We start from the raw sequence: 15,765 nt of genomic DNA, 5'->3' as shown, positions 1-15,765 counted from the left end.
ATACGCAGTATTCATGACGCAAGAGATCTGCATATTCTGGACAGGCTCCGCCCTCGGGGCCGATACTCGGAGGATGAGCTCGACGCATCCCCCGGCCCGTGCCTCCGACGGGGACCGTGATCGCGCGATCAACGAGCTGCGCGACCGTGCCGTCGAGGGGCATCTGTCGCACGACACCTTCCTCGGCCGCGTCGACATGGCCCTGCGCGCACGCAACCAGGGCGAGCTCGACAATCTGGTCGCCGATCTGCCGCAACGCGGCCGGTTTCGCCGCATGGTCACCGAGGCCGTCGCCTCGGCCTCCGACTTCACCAAGCGGGTGGAGTCGGCCTGGCGGCGCCCTCGACTGCCCCGGCTCGCGCTGCCCGGCGACGGCAGGACCCGCTACGTGGTGGGCCGGGGGTCGGCCTGCGATCTGGTCCTCGCCGACCTGACCGTCTCCCGGGTGCACGCCGAGCTCCGCCGCGACGAGGAGGGCTGGGTCCTCGTCGACCTCGGCTCGCTGAACGGCACCCGCCTGAACGACTGGCGCCTGGTCGGCCCGGCCAAGGTGCGGCCGGGCGACGTCGTCTCCTTCGGCGACTGCGGCTTCCTGATGATCACGCCTTAGACGCTTTGGCCGGCCACCTCCCGGCCGTCCCTGGATTGATCTCCGCCCTGGACCCGCGTCCGGGCCGCCCTGAGCCGCACACCGCGTCCCCTGGCCGGGACCCGTGCGCGACTACGGGCTTTGGGTGGGAGCCCTCTCAGCCCTCCTGAACCTCGGCCGCTCCGGCCTCCTGAGCCTCCTGGGCTTCCTTGATCTTCGCCGCCGTCAGGGTGTAGCGCATGGTCAGCAGGATGCTGAGCCCCATCAGGATCGCGGGCAGCAGCGTTGAGCCGTACAGTGCCGCCGTGGTCGCCGACTCGGGCTGGGCGACCGGTGTGGAGGGGTCGGACTCGACGAATCCGGTCGCGCCCAGCAGCCAGCCGAGTACGAGCGCGCCGAACGCGAAGACCACGGTCTCCGCGGCTGTCCAGAGCCCGGTGAACACCCCTGCCCTGCGCTTGCCGGTGACCAGGGCGTCGTGGACGATCACGTCGGAGAGCATCGAGAACTGCAGCAGCTGCAACCCGGCGTAGCCGATGCCGACGAGGAACACGCACGCGTGCGCGTACGCCCAGCCGAGCGGACCGGCGAAGGCCATCCCGACGGCGCCCACCATGAACAGCGCCGACGCCAGGATCATCGCGCCGCGCTTGTCGTAACGCTTGGACAGCCGGACCCAGAGCGGCATGGTGATCAGCAACGGGCCGACGATGCCCAGGAAGAGCGTGGTGGTCGCCGCCGGGTCACCCAGCGTGTAGGTGGCGAGGTACGGCGCTCCGGCGAGCATGGCTCCGGCGGCGAACATCTGGGCGCAGCTCAGGCCGAGCAGCACCATGAACGTCGTGTTCGAGCGGGCGGCGGCGAACTGGGCGGCGATCGACGGCTCCGTCTCGGCCCGCGCGATCATCGGGGCCCGGGCCGTGCCGAAGAAGGCGCCGAGCATCGACAGCAGCAGCACGGCTCCGACGACCAGACCCATGGTCCGGTAGCCGGAGGCCTCAGTGCCCGCGATCACCGGCGCGACCGCCCCGGAGAGCAGGATCCCCAGGCCGACGAAGACCATCTTCCACTGCAGCAGCGAGGAGCGCTCGTGGTAGTCGTCGGTCATCTCCGCGGGCATCGCCTTGTAGGGAACCTCGTAGAAGGCGTAGGCCGTCGCGGTGAGGAAGTAGAAGAAGGCGACGTACAGGGCGGCGGACAGGCCGGTGAGCGGGGGGCCCGCGAAGGTGAGGGCGAACGTCACCGGCAGGGTGACCGCGCCCATGAGCAGCCAGGGACGGCGAGCGCCGAAGCGGGAGACCGTCCGGTCGGAGCGTTGCCCCACCCAGGGGTTGATGAACATGTCCCAGAGCTTGGGCAGGAAGACCACGATGCCGGCGATCCACGCGGGAACCGCGAGCACGTTCGTCATATAGAACAGCAGCAGCAATCCGGGGACCGTGGAGAAGGTCGCCGTGCAGATCGAGCCGACACCGTAGCCGACGCGCACGCCGCGCGACACGGTGACGACGGCGGGTGAGGGCGCCGGGGAGACCATGCCACATTCAATCGCAGCGAGTGTGCGCCCGGTAGGCCCCGGAACCTCGTGATCGCCGGAAGGCGAGAATATTTCGCCTCTTGTCGGTCCGGGAGAGTCCGGCGACGAAGCAGCCGTCCGGCCCGGGTGATCCCCACGGGACCGCATCCCTCCATACGGCATATATCCAGTTCAGGGGGTCCGTGGAGGGATATTTCAGCTCTCGGGCGTCCCTGACGCCGACAGGGACACCACCGGCCCCAGACGCCTGGGCGATCACTCTGGTTTACCTGGGGCTCACAGTAAATGTCCGGAATTTGCTGACAAGACGGATCTGTCACCGACAGAATGCGGGGGCCATCCAGCGTCTAACCAACCGGAGGAACCGACATGCGCAGACCGCTAGGGGCGGCACTGCTCTGCCTCGGGAGCCTGGCGGCCATCAGCACGCCGATCGCCACGGCTCACGCCGCGTCCGCTCCCCAGGCCGAGTGCCGTGTGTACGCCGCCAAGCCGTACGTCACCGCGGCGGGACGGATCCAGGCCTCCGCCGCGCGACTCGGCTGCGACGACACCGCCCTGGTCCGCATCCGCGTCAAGCGCGCCGTGCCCGGGGCCGACCCGATCGTGAAGAGCGCGTCCCGGAAGGGCACCAACGGACGGGTGACGGTGAGACTGCGTTGCGCTCCCGGCGTCTACTACGCCGTCGTCACCGACTACCGGGGAAACAGCGGCCGCTCCAAGCCCGTCAGGCTCGGCTGCTCCCCCACCGACGCCCCGGCCCCCGCCCCCACGCCGACCACTACCACCACCCCCAGGCCGACCCCGACCCCGTCGGCCACCCCCACCAAGCCCACCACCGCTCCCACCCCCGCCCCCAGCTCCACTCCCAGCTCCGCACCGGGATCCTCCCTGTCCGAGGAAGTGGTGCGCCTGACCAACGCCGAGCGGCAGAAGGGCGGCTGTGGCCCGCTCATCTCCGACCCGCAGCTGCGTTCGGCCGCGCAGGGCCACTCGGACGACATGGCGGCCAAGAACTACTTCAGCCACACCTCGCAGGACGGCCGTGACATGACCGCCCGGATCAAGGCGAGCGGATTCAGCCCGATGCGCGCCTGGGCCGAGAACATCGCGATGGGCCAGCGCACCCCGGCCGACGTGGTCACCGCCTGGATGAACAGCTCCGGGCACCGGGCCAACATCATGAACTGCGCCTACACCCACCTCGGGGTGGGCGTGGCGAACAGTTCCCGGGGCATCTACTGGACCCAGAACTTCGCCAAGCACTAGAGATCAGGCACAACCGGACCGCGAGGCACCCGGTGTGAAACGGCCCGTGCCCCTGGTGACGAGAACTCGTCACCAGGGGCACGGGCCGCTGCTTTCGGCTCGGCGCCGTCACATGAGCGCCGTCACCCGAACCTTTACTTGAGCCAGCTCATCATCGGGCGGAGCTTGGCGCCGGTCTTCTCGATCGGGTGCTCGGCGAGCTCGTCGCGGTAGGCGGTGAACTTCTTCTGGCCGCCGTCGAACTCGTCCACCAGCTCCTTGGTGAACTCGCCGGACTGGATCTCGGCGAGGATGCGCTGCATCTCCTTCTTCGTCTCCTGCGTCACGATGCGCGGGCCGCGGGAGTAGCCGCCGTACTCGGCGGTGTCGGAGACCGACCAGTACATCTTGTGGATGCCGCCCTCGTACATCAGGTCGACGATCAGCTTCATCTCGTGCAGGCACTCGAAGTAGGCGACCTCGGGCTGGTAGCCCGCCTCGATCAGGGTCTCGAAACCGACCTTGATCAGCTCGGAGACGCCGCCGCACAGCACGGCCTGCTCACCGAACAGGTCGGTCTCGGTCTCCTCCTTGAAGGTCGTCTTCAGCGCGCCGGCGCGGGTGCCGCCGATGCCCTTGGCGTACGACAGGGCGAGCTCCAGGGCGTTTCCGCTCGCGTCCTTCTCGACCGCGACGAGACACGGCACGCCGCGACCCGCCGTGTACTGACGGCGTACGAGGTGACCGGGACCCTTGGGAGCGACCATGGCCACGTCCACGCCCTCGGGCGCCTCGATGAGGCCGTAGCGGATGTTGAGGCCGTGCCCGAAGAAGAGCGCGTCGCCCTCGACGAGGTTCGGGGCCACGTGGTCGGCGTACAGGTGGCGCTGGATGTGGTCCGGCGCGAGGATCATGGTCAGGTCGGCCTCTTCGACGGCCTCCGAGGGAGTGAGCACGCGCAGGCCGTCGGCCTCCGCCTTCTCCTTGCTCTTGGAGCCCTCGGGCAGGCCGACCCGCACGTCCACACCGGAGTCGCGCAGCGAGAGCGCGTGGGCGTGGCCCTGGCTGCCGTATCCCAGAACGGCGACGTGCCGGCCCTGGATGATCGACAGGTCGGCCTGGTCGTCGTAGAAGATCTCAGTCACTTGCTTAACCTTTCGGGTTTCTCGTAAGCGTTACGCGGTCCGGTCCAGGGCCCGGAGAGAACGGTCGGTGATGGAACGGGCACCGCGGCCGATGGCCACCATGCCCGACTGGACGAGCTCCTTGATGCCGAACGGCTCCAGGACCTTGATGAAGGCCTGCAGCTTGTCCGGAGTGCCGGTGACCTCGATGGTCACCGCGTCGGAGGAGACGTCGACACAGCGTGCCCGGAACAGGTTGACCAGCTCCAGCACGCTGGACCTGTTGTCGGAGTCGGCCCGCACCTTGATCAGCGTGAGCTCGCGCTGCACCGACTGCGCCGGGTCGAGCTCCACGATCTTCAGCACGTTGACGAGCTTGTTGAGCTGCTTGGTGACCTGTTCCAGCGGCAGGTCGGCGACGTTGACCACGATGGTCATCCTGGAGATGTCCGCGTGCTCGGTCGGGCCGACCGCGAGCGAGTCGATGTTGAAACCCCTGCGGCTGAACAGCGCCGCGACGCGCGCGAGCACGCCGGGCTTGTTCTCCACCAGCACGGAGAGCGTGTGCCTGCTCATGCCTAGTCCTCGCTGTCCCAGACCGGCGCCATGTCGCGCGCGAACTTGATGTCATCGTTGCTGGTCCCGGCCGCGACCATCGGCCACACCATGGCGTCCTGGTGCACCACGAAGTCGACGACCACCGGCACGTCGTTGATCTCCATGGCCTTCTTGATCGTCGCGTCCACGTCCTCGGGACGTTCGCAGCGCAGCCCCACGCAACCGTAGGCCTCGGCGAGCTTGACGAAGTCGGGGATGCGGCGGACCGTCTGCAGGTCGGTGTTGGAGTAACGCTGGTTGTAGAACAGCGTCTGCCACTGCCTGACCATGCCAAGGTTACCGTTGTTGATGATCGCGACCTTGATCGGCACCCCCTCGATCGTGCAGGTGGCGAGCTCCTGGTTGGTCATCTGGAAGCAGCCGTCGCCGTCGATCGCCCACACCGTGGTGTCGGGGCGGCCCATCTTGGCCCCCATCGCCGCCGGGACGGAGAAGCCCATCGTGCCCGCGCCGCCGGAGTTGATGAACGTGCCGGGGTTCTCGTAGCCGATGAACTGCGCGGCCCACATCTGGTGCTGGCCGACACCCGCGGTGTAGATCGCGTCCGGGCCGACGAGCGCGCCCAGCCGCTCCATGACGTACTGCGGGGCGAGGGAGCCGTCCTCGAACTCGGTGTAGCCCAGCGGATAGGTCGCCTTGTAGGCGTTGAGCGCCGTCCACCAGTCGGCGTAGTCACCCTTGCGCCCCTCGCCGCGCACCGCGGCGATCAGGTCGGAGATGACCTCCTTGCAGTCGCCCACGATCGGGACGTCCGCGTGCCGGTTCTTGGAGATCTCCGCCGGATCGATGTCCGCGTGGACGACCTTCGCGTGCGGCGCGAAGCTGGACAGCTGGCCGGTGACCCGGTCGTCGAAGCGGACACCGAGCCCGATGATCAGATCGGACTTCTGCAGCGCGCCGACCGCCGACACCGAGCCGTGCATGCCGGGCATACCCATGTGCTGCGGGTGGCTGTCGGGGAAGGTGCCCCGCGCCATCAGGGTGGTGACCACGGGGATGCCGGTCAGCTCGGCGAACTCCAGCAACTCCGCCGACGCCCCCGCCCGGTGCACGCCGCCGCCCACGTAGAGGACGGGCCGCCTCGCCTCGGCGATCAGCTTCGCCGCCTCGCGGATCTGCTTGGAGTGCGGCCGGGTCACCGGACGGTAGCCGGGCAGCTGCATCGCGACCGGCCACTCGAAGGTCATCTTCGCCTGGAGCGTGTCCTTGGCGATGTCGACCAGCACCGGCCCGGGACGCCCCGTCGAGGCGATGTGGAATGCCTCCACGATCGTCCTGGGAATCTCGTTCGGGTCGATGACCAGGAAGTTGTGCTTCGTGATCGGCATGGTGATGCCGGAGATGTCGGCTTCCTGGAAGGCGTCGGTGCCGATGGCGGCGCTGGCCACCTGACCGGTGATCGCGACCATCGGGACCGAGTCCATGTAGGCGTCGGCGATCGGGGTGACCAGGTTGGTGGCGCCGGGACCGCTGGTGGCCATGCACACCCCGACCTTGCCGGTGGCCTGCGCGTATCCCTGAGCCGCATGCCCCGCGCCCTGCTCGTGCCGTACGAGCACGTGCCGGACCTTGGTCGAGTCGTAGAGAGGATCGTAGGCGGGGAGAATCGCGCCGCCCGGGATCCCGAACACGGTGTCGACCCCGACGAGCTCCAGCGCCCTCACGAGGGCCTGGGCTCCTGTCATCTGTTCGGTCATCGGCTCGTTCCTTGTGGCTGAACATGCTTAATGGCATAAAAAATGCCCCATCCCGCCTGGACGGCGGAGCTGGGGCGGCGCGCAGGTCGTAGTGATTCGCTATCGGCCCGCGCGCCGGCGAAGTACTACGAGAATCCCACGGTGAATCTGCATGCCTCCACCTTGGCCGACGGAGTACCCCCGCGTCAAATTCATGGGACACATATCTCAGAGTCCGAGATGTGAGGTCACGCGGGAGTCCCGAGGGTGGAGAGGCTGGTGCGGATCAGCGAGTCGACGCCGCGCGCGGCCATCGGGCGCGCCACCAGGAACCCCTGGCCGCGGGTGCAGCCCATCTCGCGCAGCAACTCCAGCTGCTCGGGCCGCTCGATGCCCTCGGCGACCACGATCAACCCCAGGTCGTGCCCCAGCCGCACGATCGTACGGGTGAGCAGGGTGAGCGTCTCGTCACGGCCGAGCCCGGACACGAAGGACGGGTCGATCTTGATCATGTCGACCGGGAGCTGCCGCAGGAACGCCAGCGAGGCGTACCCGGTGCCGAAGTCGTCGATGGCGAGCCGGACGCCGAGGGCACGCAGCTCGGAGAGCCGGGTGATGGTCTCCTCCGCGTCCTCGACCAGCATCTCCTCGATGACCTCCAGGGTGAGCGCGCTGGGCGGCAGCTCGCTCTCGGCCAGGACCGCCTCGACGGTCTCCACGAAGCGCGGCGCCATGATCTGCCGGGCCGAGAGGTTCAGCGAGAGCCCGATCTCCCAGGAGGAGGCACGCCAGGCGGCCACCTCCCTGCAGGACTCGCGCAGGATCCACTCGCTCAGCGGCACGATCAGGCCGGTGTCCTCCGCCGGGCCGAGGAACTGCTCGGGCGGGACGAACTCGCCGCCCCGGCACCAGCGCACCAGCGCCTCGACGGCGGTGACGCGCGAGGTGGCCAGGTCGACCACCGGCTGGTACTCGATCGCGAACTGGTTCTCCAGCAGCGCCCGCTGCAGGTCGGCGGCGAGTTCCAGGCGTCGTACCACGTCGGCGTGCATGTGCGCGGCGAACACCTCGACCCTGCGCCCGCCCAGCTCCTTCGCCCTCGCCATCGCCACGTCGGCGTTGCGGATCAGGTCGGCGGAGGAGACGTCCGCGGTGGAGAAGGCCACCCCGACGCTCGCGGTGAGCGCGACGTCGCGGTCGGCGACCCGGAACGGCTCGGACGAGACCGTACGGACCAGCAGCTCGGCCAGGTCGACCGCCGTCTGGGCGTCGACCGGCGCCTCGAGCAGCACCGCGAACTCGTCGCCGCCCCAGCGCGCCAGGGTGTCGTCGGCCCGTACGGCGGCGCGGAGCCTGCGGGCCGCCTGGCCGAGCAGGTAGTCGCCGCTGGCGTGGCCGACCGAGTCGTTCACCGCGGTGAAGCCGTCCAGGTCCAGGAAGACCACGGCGACGTTGCTCGCGCCGGGACGGGCCAGCACCTCCCGGGTGCGCTCCTCGAAGTAGGCCCGGTTGGGCAGGCCGGTGATGCCGTCGTGGAAGGTGAGATGGGCGACCTGGCTGCGCAGGGCCTCCTGGTCGCTGATGTCGCGGGTGGTGACGAGGAGCAGGTCGTCGCCGCGCACGTGCCGGGTGGCCACCGACTCGGCGGGCCGCCACGTCCCGTCGGAGGCCCGGACCCGGCAGGCGACCATGCAGGCGCCCGGCCCCTCCTCGGCCTCCTCCTCCAGGCTCATCGCGCTCAGCGCCGCCTGGATCCCCGGCACGTCCTCGGGGTGGATGTAGTCGAAGATCTTCCGGCCGACCAGGTCGTCCGGACGGTAGCCGTACGTGATCTCGACGCCCTCGCCGATCTCCCGCACCACGCCGTCGTAGCCGCACAGCATGACCACGTCTCCCGCGCTCTCCGCGAGGTCCCGCAGCTGCCGCTCGCCGAGATGCAGCAGGCTCCGCATCCGCCCGGTCTCCATCAGCATCACGAACAGGCGTACCGTCAGGACGGCGACGATCGACGCGCACACCGAGGCGAGGACCGCCGGGGGTCCCTGCACCCCGCCGCTGATCACGCGCAGGAGCACGACGACGGTGGCCGCCCCCACGAGGAACAGCGGCACCGCCGCGATCAGCGAGGACGTGCTCTCCCTGACGAACGGCTCGTCGTCACTGGGCTCGGGAGAGCGCGTCGCGGGCCCGCTCCACGGGACCGCGGCGAGCACCAGGAACGCGGCGGGGGCGAGCCACACCCAGGTCAGGGACGGCGTGTCGCCGTTCACCCGGGCCACCGCAGTGATCGTCTCGGAGGTCGCGATCGCGGCGAGCACGGCGAGCGCGGCCAGGCCGACCGGCCAGGCCGAGCGCCGGATCGGCACCACGGCGGGGCCCACGACGCTGGCGAGGATCAGGCAGAACAGCGGCGAGGCGAAGGTGACCGCGGCGTCGCCCGCGTCACCGCCGGTGCCGTAGAGCGGACCCACCAGCGACACCCAGACGATCACCATGATGGCCGCGGCGCACACGTAGGAGTCGGCGAGGTCACGCAGCAGGGCGTGCCCCCGCGCGGGTCTCGCCGCCGACAGCGCGGTGCCGACCGCGAGCATCGCCGTACCGGCCAGGAGCACCAGATCGGCGAAGGTCACCACGAAGGGCGTGCCTTCCGCGATCGGCCGCACCCCCACCCCTGCCAGCCAGGTGAGCGATCCTCCGGCCAGCCAGCGCCAGGCCAGCGCCCTGCGCCGGTCGGTGAGTCTGGAGGCGGCGGCGAACAGCGAACCCGCGGCCGCCGCGGCGGTGACGACGCCCGCCACCGCCTCGACGACCACGGCCGGAGCGCCGCTGACGAGCGCGGCAACGAGCCCCGCCACGCCTGCGGCGGCGGCGGTCAGCGGTACCCGGGGGTCACGCCAGCGGATCAATGTCGTCTGCCCATCAATGTCGTTTGGTGTTTTTCGCTTTCGCAGCTTCCCTTGCTCGCTGCGCCCGCGCTGCCGGTGCGAGCGCGTCGTCCTTCGTCCTCGGCGCTCGTACCGGCACAGGGCCAGTGTGTGCCGTCCGACCCGCGCGGGTGGTGACAACGCCGTAGTCGTCACCGATCTGATAACCACGCGAGCAACGGTGATCGCTTTTACCGACGGTACGCACCGCAGGTCACGGGGCAGCCACGGCCCGGATTCCTTTGCCGGTCAGTACGAACCCGTGATCACATCTTTGAGCGGCTCACCCGCGGGGTGACGCAACGGCTGGGAGCGGAGAGGCTTCGGCGTGCGCCGCAGGGACGCGGCCCGGATTCCCCCGCCCGTCAGTACGAACCCGTGATCACATTCTTGAGCGGCTCACCCGCGAGGTAACGCAACAGCTGGGAGCGGAGAAGCTTCAGCGTGCGCCGTACGGACGCCGGATTGCTGCCCGCGACGTGCGGGGTGATGAGAACCCCCGGTGCCGTCCACAGCGGGTGGCCCTCCGGCAGGGGCTCGGGGTCGGTGACGTCGAGCGCGGCGAGGAGCCGGCCCTCCCGCAGCTCGGCGACGAGCGCGTCCGTGTCGACCACCGTGCCCCTGGCCGCGTTCACCAGGAGGGCGCCGTCCCTCATCGCCGCCAGGAACCCGGCGTCCACCATGCCGGTGGTCTCGGGCGTCGAGGGTACGAGCAGCACCACCACGTCCGCCTCCGGCAGCAGCCCCGGCAGCTCGTCCAGGCCGTGTACACCGGGCCTGGCGGTCCTGGCCACCCGGACGACGTCGACCTCGAAGCCGTCGAGCCGCCGCTCCAGCGCCTCACCGATCGAGCCGTAGCCGACGATCAGGACCGTGGAGTCGGCCAGCACCCCGGTGTGGTGGTAGGTCCACTCGCCCTCGCGCTGCGCGTGGACGAACCCGGGAAACTCCCGCAGCACGGAGATCATGGCGCCCACCGCCCACTCGGCGGTGCCCGCGTCGTGCACACCCCTGGCGTTGCACAGCGTCACCCCCTCCCGCACGTGCGGCCGGTAGGCGTCGACACCCGCGGTGACGGTCTGCAGCAGTCGCAGGCCGGTCATGCGGGCGAGCAGACCGGGAAGATCCGTCAACGGCGTGAGCGGCGGGATCCAGACCTCGGCCTCCTCCACGCCCTCGGGCACCGGCTCCGTGCCGTCGTAGACGACGCACTCCACTTCCGGGAGATCACACAGGACATCGGCGACGGCTTTGGAAGGTACCCAGATCTTCATGTGCGCATTATCCAGCCGTACGGCCGGTGGCGCCGCCCCTCGCGACCGCACCGTCCGGCCGTGCAGGGCGCGCCGGCACCGTGATTATTCGGACACGCACTTCAGGTCGAGCTCGGGACGGTAGACCGTGGTCTTCTTGACGCGCTTGATCTCCTTGCCGTCCTGCTTGAAGACGCGCCAGACGTCGATCGTGAAACCGTTCTGGCCCACCATCGGGATGCAGGTGGGGCCGCTGTCGGTCTCGCTCTTGAACGGGGTGACGTTGTATCGCTCCGAGGAGATCGACTCGATCTCGTAACGCTTGGTGCTCCAGAAGGCGACGGTGACCCCGCTGTCGTTGTAGGAGGTCTTCACCAGCACCCCGTACGGCGAGTCGTTCTTCCAGCGGAAGTCGGGCTGGGGCCAGGAGACCGTGGACTCGCGCCCGGCCGGGTAGCGGGAGATGTAGAACTCGTGCGCCATGTGCTGGACGTCCTCAAGGCCGCCGAAGAACACCGCGTTGTACATGGTGGTGACGAACTGGGAGATGCCGCCGCCGACCGAGTCGACCAGCCTGCCGCCCTGGATCATGGGGGCGGGGACGAAGCCGCGTGCCGTGTCGCGCTGGCCGATGACGCCGTTGAGCGAGAAGGTCTCACCCGGCTTCACCAGGTGGCCGTCCAGGAGCTTGGCGATCGTCCTGATGTTGGTGACCCGCGGCGGGCAGCAGGTGTAGGGGGTGGTGAACTGGCTGATCCGCTCCTTGATGCCGAGCTTGCGCGCGTCGGCGTCGGACATCCTCGGCTTGACGGTGGCGAGGAAGACCGGGATCGTCCGGTCGCCGTCACGGGCGACCATGTTCGCCACGTCGGTGGCGAGCCGCTCGTCGTCGACGCCCTTGCCCTTGCGTCCGGGCACCAGCTTCGGCTTTCCCCCGACGATCTGGAACGTGGGGTCGCGAGGGGCGAGGGCCGAGTCGATCAGGTCCCCCTCCACGGAGGCCACCGCGTTCTTGGCGTCGAACTTCGGGCTCATGCCGCCGGAGCTGTCCGGCTTGAAGGACAGGTGGGCGGCGAGGGTCTCCACCGGCAGCTGGGTCTGCTTGCCGGCGAAGGTCAGTGTGACCGGTCCCGACAGCGCCTTCCGTGCACTGGCCGCGGCCTGCTTGACCGTCTCCGCTCCGGCCATCGGCTTGATCACCGAGACCGGGAGGCGGACCTCCTTCTCCGGGCCGAGGAAGGCCTTCGTGATCGCGGCGACCGCGGCCTCCCGCTCCAGCTCCCGGCCGTCGCGGGGCGTGACGACGACGGGCTTGACGTTTTCGAACGTGACCGAGCCCTCGCGGACCTTGAGGTCGACCCTCTTGGCCAGGCCGGCGACCGCGGCTCTCATCTTCTCAAGATCGGAGGAGACCTTGGGCTCCAGGTCTGTGGTGCCGGTGAAGGCCCGCCAGACCTCGGCGGGGCTGGGGAATCCGCTGGGCGCCTGGGCGATGGTGGCGACCACGTCGAACTCCAGGCCCGACTTCGCGGGGTCGAAGTCGTAACGCTTGCCCGCGGCCAGCAGGGTCATCTTCTCGCCGGCCTTGCCCGACAGACGGTCCCTGAGCTTGTCGGCCGCCTCGGTCGCGGTCAGGCCGCCGATGTCGATGCCCCGCACGGTGGTGCCCGGCAGCATCTTGCCGGACATGATGACGGCGGGCACCGCGTAGGCGAGCGCGACGACGAAGAGCACGGCGAAAACGATCAGGAAGAGCCTGCGGGCCTTACGGCGACGCGGAGGCGGCTCCTCGTAGCGGAGCCCTTCCGGTTGCGGGAACCCGCCGTCGCCACCGGGGACGAGCGTCGGCTCGTCGCGCCGGAAGGGGCGTTCCGGCGTGGCCATCTGCCAGGGCTGCGGGGGCTGGGCCGCGGGGGGAAGCGTCGTCCCACGGGGCGGTGGCGGACCACCGGGGCCGGGCCTGCCGGGGCCCGAGGATCCTCCGTGGCCGGTGGGACCGAAGATGTCGGGCGAGACACCGGGGGGAAGGCGCGAACCCCCCTGGGGCTGGGCGGCCTGAGTGCCGGGAGCTCGTCGCGGGTCGCGGGCGCCCGGTGGCACGGGGCGTGAAGGAAGGGGCATTGCCTCAAAGGGGTCCGTCGGTGGGTTCACAGACGCTCCGGCGTTCCGCACGGCCTCCGCATCCTCCTGCTTCGCAGCTTCCACCTCCGGCAACCTTAAACCACATTGGTCAGCCTCCGCCCAGAATGAAATAACAAATCATCCTGTCCATCGGTAGCGATGCTCGGGTCTCCCCGCCGTGCCGTACTTCGGGCGGAGCTCCGCCTGGCCCACCGCGCACAGGTGTTCCAGATACCGGCGGGCGCTCACCCTGGACAGACCGGTCACCGTCGCCGTCTCGGTCGCCGACAGGTCGCCGCCGCTCTCCCTGAGCGCCTCGGCGACGAGGGAGCACGTGGTGCCCGACAACCCCTTGGGCAGCGGTGGCGGAACCCCCCTGACCGCGCCGAAGAGCCTGTCGACCTCGTCCTGGCGGGCCTCGTCCCCGAGGGTGGCGAGGCGTCTGCGGGTCTCGGCGTACTGTTCGAGGCGCTCGGTCAGGGCGCGGGCGGTGAAGGGCTTGATCAGGTAGTTGACCGCGCCGCCGCGCATCGCCGCCCGGACCGTGGTGACGTCGCGCGCGGCGGTGATCATCAGGATGTCCACCGGTTGCGCGGCCCCCCTGAGCTTCCTGAGGACGTCGAGTCCCGACATGTCCGGCAGGTAGATGTCGAGCAGCACCAGGTCGGGCCTGCGCGCCGCGGCCGAGGCGATCGCGGCGCCCCCGGTGTGGACGACACCGGCGACCGTGAAGCCCGGCATCCTGGTGACGTAGCCGCCGTGGATCCTCGCCACCATGAAGTCGTCGTCCACGACCAGGACGCGAATGTCGCCCACGTGCGTGTCCCCGGTCAACTCGGCACCTTCCGTTCCGTGGAGGCGGGCTCCCCCGCTCCTTCCGCAGGGGGCGGGGCGGGCGCCGGCGACGCTCGATCGACCCACCCGCCGGGGGTTCCTTCCGCGGAGGGCGGGGCGGGTTCCCTGGTGGGAAGGAGCGCGGTGAAGACGGCGCCGCCCGCGTTGTGTACCCGCACCCAGCCACCCCGGCGTGAGCACGTCTGGCGGGTGAGGGCGAGGCCCAGGCCGCGCGGCCCCGCGTGGGCCGCCTTCGTGGTGAAGCCCTCCCTGAACACCTCGTGGACCAGGCCGGGGGTGATCCCGGGACCGGAGTCACCGACCCGGACGCACAGCCCGTCCACCTCGGTACGGACCGAGACCTCCACCGTTCCCCCGGTCTCCTGCAGCGCGTCGAGGGCGTTGGCGACCAGGTTGCCGACGACCAGGACCGCGTCGTGCGGGTCGCCGAGCATGCCCTCCTCCACCCGGGAGTCGTCGGACAGCACCAGGGTGGCGCCCCGCTCGGCCGCCTCGGCCGACTTGGCCAGCAGCAGGGCGGCCAGCGTGGGGTCGGCGACCTTCTCCCTGATGCCCGAGGCGTGCCTGCTGTAGGCCTCGGTGGTCTGGGTGATGTAGCTGACGGCCGTCTCGTACTCGCCGAGTTCCAGCAGGCCGACCACGGTGTGCATCCGGTTGGCGAACTCGTGGGCCTGCGCGCGCAGCGCGCCGGTCGTGGTGCTCGCCCGGTCGAGCTCGCGGGTCAGGCGCACCAGTTCGGTACGGTCCCGCAGGGTGACCACCCAGCCGCTCTGCAGTTCCCGTACCGCCACCGGGGTCCGGTTGAGTACGAGCACCCGGTCTCGGTGGAGCACCACCCTGTCGTCGCCGGGGTCCACGCCGTCGAGCACGTCCCGCATCCGGTCGGACAGGGGCATCTCCCGCAGGCTCCGGCCGACGTCGTGCCGGGAGAGGCCGAGCAGTTCGCGCGCCGCGTCGTTGACGAGCGTGACCCGTCCCTGGAGGTCGAGGGCGAGCACCCCCTCCTTGACGCCGTGCAACACGCCCTCGCGCTGTTCGAGCAGGGCCGCGATCTCTCCCGGTTCCAGGCCGAACGTCTGGCGGCGTACCCGCCGGACGATCAGCGCGGCGGCGCCCGACCCGGCGACGAGGACGGCGAGGACCGTCCACAGCAGCGGCGGGAGCGCCTCGCCGAGCTGGTCGGCGAGGCGCTCCTCCAGGATCCCGACCGAGGCCAGGCCGATGACCCGTCCCGAGGAGTCGAAGATCGGGGCCTTGCCGCGTACCGAGCGGCCCAGGGTGCCCGTCTGGACGCCGGTCCAGCGCCGCCCGTTCGTGAGGATTTCCGAGCCGTCGGTGGACAGCCTCTTGCCGATCAGGCTCGGGTTGGGGTGGGCGTAGCGGATCTGGTCGCGGTTCGCGATCACCACGTAGTCGGCGCCGGTCGCCGCCTGCACCCCGAGCGCGATCGGCTGCAGGCTCAGCTCGGGCCTGGGCAGGGCGAACGCCTCGCGCACCTGGGGAAGCCCCGCCACCGACTCGGCGATCGCCAGGGCGCGCTGCCGGTACTGACGGTCCAGCAGGGCGCGGGTGTGCTCCATCCAGACACCTGCCGTGCCGGCGACCGCGAGGAACACGATGACGGTCTGCAGCACGAAGAGCTGGGTGCCGAGCGAGGCGTCGAGTAAGCGTCGCACGAGTTGACTCCTGGTCGGAGACCTCGATGAAAGCAGCCCGAGATAACGGCGCGGTCGAGGACGCGTGACCAATACGACCGATACGACGGCAACCACGCAAAGCATCGACAGGGCGACCTCCCGGGGTCACCATCCTCACCA

10 protein-coding genes and 1 pseudogene are annotated in these 15,765 nt (G+C 70.0%); 2 read left to right on the top strand and 9 right to left on the bottom strand.

Going from position 1 to position 15,765, the window contains the following annotated elements; genetic code table 11:
• Positions 1-73 precede the first annotated feature (73 nt).
• A complete protein-coding gene (locus tag ABZ664_RS13340; RefSeq protein WP_362507778.1) occupies positions 74-610 on the top strand; it encodes a DUF1707 and FHA domain-containing protein in 537 nt (178 codons plus the stop codon).
• A gap of 136 nt (positions 611-746) precedes the next feature.
• On the opposite strand, the gene ABZ664_RS13335 is transcribed toward ABZ664_RS13340, so the two are convergent.
• Positions 747-2,126 carry an MFS transporter gene (locus tag ABZ664_RS13335; protein WP_362507775.1) on the bottom strand — a complete coding sequence of 460 codons (1,380 nt, stop codon included), beginning with the start codon at positions 2,124-2,126 and terminating at the stop codon, positions 747-749.
• Between the two features lie 369 nt (positions 2,127-2,495).
• Here ABZ664_RS13335 and ABZ664_RS13330 point away from each other — a divergent pair, with 369 nt between their 5' ends.
• Positions 2,496-3,395: a CAP domain-containing protein gene (locus tag ABZ664_RS13330; protein ID WP_362507772.1), complete on the top strand. Its 900-nt coding sequence runs from the start codon at positions 2,496-2,498 to the stop codon at positions 3,393-3,395.
• Positions 3,396-3,529: 134 nt separating this feature from the next.
• On the opposite strand, the gene ilvC is transcribed toward ABZ664_RS13330, so the two are convergent.
• The 8 genes and pseudogenes from ilvC to ABZ664_RS13290 all read right to left on the bottom strand — a co-directional run bounded on the left by ilvC (position 3,530) and on the right by ABZ664_RS13290 (position 15,624).
• Positions 3,530-4,510, bottom strand: a complete 981-nt coding sequence (gene ilvC, locus ABZ664_RS13325) for a ketol-acid reductoisomerase (RefSeq protein ID WP_362508255.1) — start codon at positions 4,508-4,510, stop codon at positions 3,530-3,532.
• 39 nt (positions 4,511-4,549) lie between these two features.
• Positions 4,550-5,074, bottom strand: coding sequence for an acetolactate synthase small subunit (gene ilvN / locus ABZ664_RS13320; protein WP_362507769.1), 525 nt, complete (start codon positions 5,072-5,074; stop codon positions 4,550-4,552).
• A 2-nt stretch (positions 5,075-5,076) separates the two neighbouring features.
• Positions 5,077-6,816 (bottom strand): annotated as a pseudogene (locus ABZ664_RS13315) (acetolactate synthase large subunit); the annotation flags it as partial.
• Positions 6,817-7,040: 224 nt separating this feature from the next.
• The gene (locus ABZ664_RS13310; protein ID WP_362507766.1) at positions 7,041-9,701 is read right to left on the bottom strand and encodes a GGDEF domain-containing protein; all 2,661 of its coding nucleotides are present in this window, start codon (positions 9,699-9,701) and stop codon (positions 7,041-7,043) included.
• 383 nt (positions 9,702-10,084) lie between these two features.
• Positions 10,085-10,993: a 2-hydroxyacid dehydrogenase gene (locus ABZ664_RS13305; RefSeq protein ID WP_362507763.1), complete on the bottom strand. Its 909-nt coding sequence runs from the start codon at positions 10,991-10,993 to the stop codon at positions 10,085-10,087.
• 84 nt (positions 10,994-11,077) lie between these two features.
• Positions 11,078-12,856: a VanW family protein gene (locus tag ABZ664_RS13300; RefSeq protein ID WP_362507760.1), complete on the bottom strand. Its 1,779-nt coding sequence runs from the start codon at positions 12,854-12,856 to the stop codon at positions 11,078-11,080.
• Positions 12,857-13,231: 375 nt separating this feature from the next.
• Positions 13,232-13,927: a response regulator gene (locus tag ABZ664_RS13295; protein WP_362507757.1), complete on the bottom strand. Its 696-nt coding sequence runs from the start codon at positions 13,925-13,927 to the stop codon at positions 13,232-13,234.
• The gene (locus ABZ664_RS13290) at positions 13,924-15,624 is read right to left on the bottom strand and encodes a sensor histidine kinase (protein WP_362507754.1); all 1,701 of its coding nucleotides are present in this window, start codon (positions 15,622-15,624) and stop codon (positions 13,924-13,926) included. The genes ABZ664_RS13295 and ABZ664_RS13290 overlap by 4 nt, the downstream gene beginning before the upstream one ends.
• Positions 15,625-15,765: the final 141 nt, after the last annotated feature.

Origin of the sequence: Streptosporangium sp. NPDC006930 (genome assembly GCF_040635605.1) — a bacterium.
GTDB lineage: Bacteria > Actinomycetota > Actinomycetes > Streptosporangiales > Streptosporangiaceae > Streptosporangium.
Note: the sequence above shows the minus strand (reverse complement) of the source record. Positions and strands in the feature narration are given on the sequence as shown.